The 3,153-nt window shown below is 70.0% G+C and carries 3 protein-coding genes; all 3 read right to left on the bottom strand.

The window, feature by feature from the left end:
* Positions 1-51: 51 nt before the first annotated feature.
* A complete protein-coding gene (gene rbfA / locus ACYVE9_RS20555; protein ID WP_461029360.1) occupies positions 52-582 on the bottom strand; it encodes a 30S ribosome-binding factor RbfA in 531 nt (176 codons plus the stop codon).
* Positions 583-629: 47 nt separating this feature from the next.
* Complete coding sequence (locus tag ACYVE9_RS20550) at positions 630-923, bottom strand: DUF503 domain-containing protein (protein WP_461029359.1); 294 nt, start codon at positions 921-923, stop codon at positions 630-632.
* 215 nt (positions 924-1,138) lie between these two features.
* A partial coding sequence (infB, locus tag ACYVE9_RS20545) for a translation initiation factor IF-2 (RefSeq protein WP_461029358.1) occupies positions 1,139-3,153 on the bottom strand: 2,015 nt, incomplete at its 5' end.

Here is a 3,153-nt window from a genome sequence, read left to right as displayed (position 1 = left end):
CGGCTGGTCGGCGCCGGCCGGCGCGTCGGTGTGCTGCTGCTGTGCCACGACTCAGACGTCCCCGCTGCCCTTGTTGTCCCTGGCGCCCTCGGAACCGCCCTTGGCGGTCTCGGGGCGCGCGGCGTCCGCCACCGGCGCATCGTCCTCGGCGTCGTCTTCGAGGTCCTCCGGCTTGCGGTAGGGGTCGGCGTCGCCCGCGTAGGTGGCGCCGGAGGACGCCTGGCGCACCTGGTCGTCCGCGGCCTTGGCCCTCGCCAGCAGCTCGGTGATGGCCCGGGCGTTCTCCGGCAGTGCGTCGGGGACGAACTCCAGCGACGGGGTGAACCGCACCCCGGTCTGGCGGCCGACCTCCGAGCGCAGCACCCCCTTGGCGGACTCCAGCGCCGCGGCGGACGCGGCGCGCTCCTCCTCGTCTCCGTAGACCGTGTAGAAGACGGTCGCCTCCCGCAGGTCTCCGGTGACCCGGGTGTCGGTGATCGTCACATAGCCGAGCCGCGGGTCCTTGATGCGTCGCTGGAGGGTCTCCGCGACGACGACCCGGATGCGGTCAGCCAGCTTGCGTGCCCGCGCGGTGTCGGTCATGCGCTCACTCTCTTCTGTTCGTTCGGTGGTCGTGCTACTCGTCGTCATCAGTCGTCGTCGCCGTGGAACCGCCGTCGTACGGACAGCAGCTCCACTTCGGGGCGTGCGGCGACCATCCGCTCGCAGCGGTCGAGCACGTCGGCGAGGTGTGCGGCGTCCCCCGACACCGCGGCCAGGCCGATACGGGCCCGGCGGTACAGGTCCTGGTCGCCCACCTCCGCCGCGCTCACCGCGTACTTGCGCTGGAGCTCGGCGACGATCGGGCGGACGGCGGAGCGCTTCTGCTTCAGCGAGTGGACGTCGCCGAGCAGGAGGTCGAAGGACAGTGTCCCTGTGTACATGCGGTTGCGGGTCAGAGCCGACCCGTGAGGCCTCGTCCGTATGAGTGGATTATGAGTGGATCCCGTCAAACGGTACACGCAACGGCTGCGGTGATCGACGGGATTACCCCGCAGGCCCGGGGGCTCCGCGGGTGGCCCGGACAGCGGCCTGGGCCGGCGGGCAGGACGTCTCCGCCCTGCCCGCCGGCCCAGTGCCCGTCACCGGTGTGCGTGGATCAGCCGCGCGGCTTCTCCCGCATCTCGTAGGTGGCGATGACGTCGTCGACCTTGATGTCGTTGAAGCTGCCGAGGTTGATACCGCCCTCGAAGCCTTCCCGGATCTCGGTGACGTCGTCCTTGAAGCGACGCAGGCCCACGATGTTGAGGCTTTCCGCGACGACCTTGCCGTCGCGGAGGAGCCGGGCCTTGGTGTTGCGCTTGACCTCGCCGGAACGGATGAGGACACCCGCGATGTTGCCGAGCTTGGAGGAGCGGAAGATCTCGCGGATCTCCGCCGTGCCCAGCTCGACCTCTTCGTACTCCGGCTTCAGCATGCCCTTCAGGGCCGCCTCGATCTCCTCGATCGCCTGGTAGATGACCGAGTAGTAGCGGACGTCCACGCCTTCGCGCTCGGCCATCTGCGTCGCGCGCCCCTCGGCGCGGACGTTGAAGCCGATGACGATGGCGTCGGAGCCGGACGCGAGGTTGATGTCCGACTCGGTGACCGCACCCACACCGCGGTGCAGCACCCGGATGTCGACCTCTTCGCCGACGTCGAGCTGGAGCAGCGAGGACTCGAGAGCCTCGACCGAACCGGACGCGTCGCCCTTGATGATGAGGTTGAGCTGCTCGACCTGGCCGGCCTTGAGCACCTTGTCCAGGTCCTCCAGCGACACCCGGCGGGTGCGCTTGGCGAACGCGGCGTTGCGCTCACGGGCGGCGCGCTTCTCGGCGATCTGACGGGCCGTGCGGTCCTCGTCCACCACCAGGAAGTTGTCACCCGCGCCGGGCACGTTGGTCATACCGAGCACCAGTGCCGGGGTCGAGGGACCGGCCTCGGTGATGTTGGCGCCCTTGTCGTCGAGCATGGCCCGGACGCGGCCGTAGGCGTCGCCGACGACCATCGTGTCGCCGACCCGCAGGGTGCCGCGCTGGACCAGCACCGTGGCCACCGCACCGCGACCGCGGTCCAGGTGGGCCTCGATGGCGATGCCCTGGGCGTCCTGCTCCGGGTTGGCGCGCAGGTCGAGGGAGGCGTCCGCGGTGAGGACCACGGCCTCCAGCAGGCTGTCGATGTGCAGGCCCTGCTTGGCGGAGATGTCGACGAACATGGTGTCGCCGCCGTACTCCTCGGCCACCAGCCCGAACTCGGTGAGCTGACCGCGCACCTTGGTCGGGTCGGCACCCTCGACGTCGATCTTGTTCACCGCGACGACGACCGGCACACCGGCGGCCTTGGCGTGGTTCAGCGCCTCGACCGTCTGCGGCATGACGCCGTCGTTGGCCGCCACCACGAGGATCGCGATGTCGGTCGACTTCGCACCGCGGGCACGCATGGCGGTGAACGCCTCGTGACCGGGGGTGTCGATGAAGGTGATCTTGCGCTCTTCACCGTTGACGTCGGTCTTCGCCTGGTAGGCACCGATGTGCTGGGTGATGCCGCCGGCCTCGCCCTCGATGACGTTGGTCTTGCGGATCGCGTCCAGCAGGCGGGTCTTGCCGTGGTCGACGTGACCCATGACGGTGACCACCGGCGGGCGGGTGACGAGTGCTTCCTCGCCGCCCTCGTCCTCGCCGAACTCGATGTCGAAGGAACCGAGAAGCTCGCGGTCCTCCTCCTCCGGGCTGACGATCTGGACGACGTAGTTCATCTCCTCGCCGAGGAGGTGCAGCGTCTCGTCCGGTACCGACTGGGTCGCGGTGACCATCTCGCCCAGGTTGAACATGACCTGGACCAGCGACGCCGGGTTGGCGTTGATCTTCTCCGCGAAGTCGGTGAGCGACGCACCGCGCGACAGCCGGACGGTCTCGCCCTTGCCGCGCGGCAGCATCACGCCGCCGACCGACGGGGCCTGCATGGCCTCGTACTCCTGGCGCCGCTGCCGCTTCGACTTGCGGCCACGACGCGCCGGACCACCGGGACGGCCGAAGGCGCCCTGGGTTCCACCGCGGCCGGGACCGCCGGGACGACCGGCGAAACCGGGACGACCGCCACCGGGACCACCGGGACGGCCGGCGAAACCGCCGCCAC

It is taken from the genome of Streptomyces sparsus (genome assembly GCF_054776295.1).
This window is presented reverse-complemented; position numbering and strand designations above follow the sequence as displayed.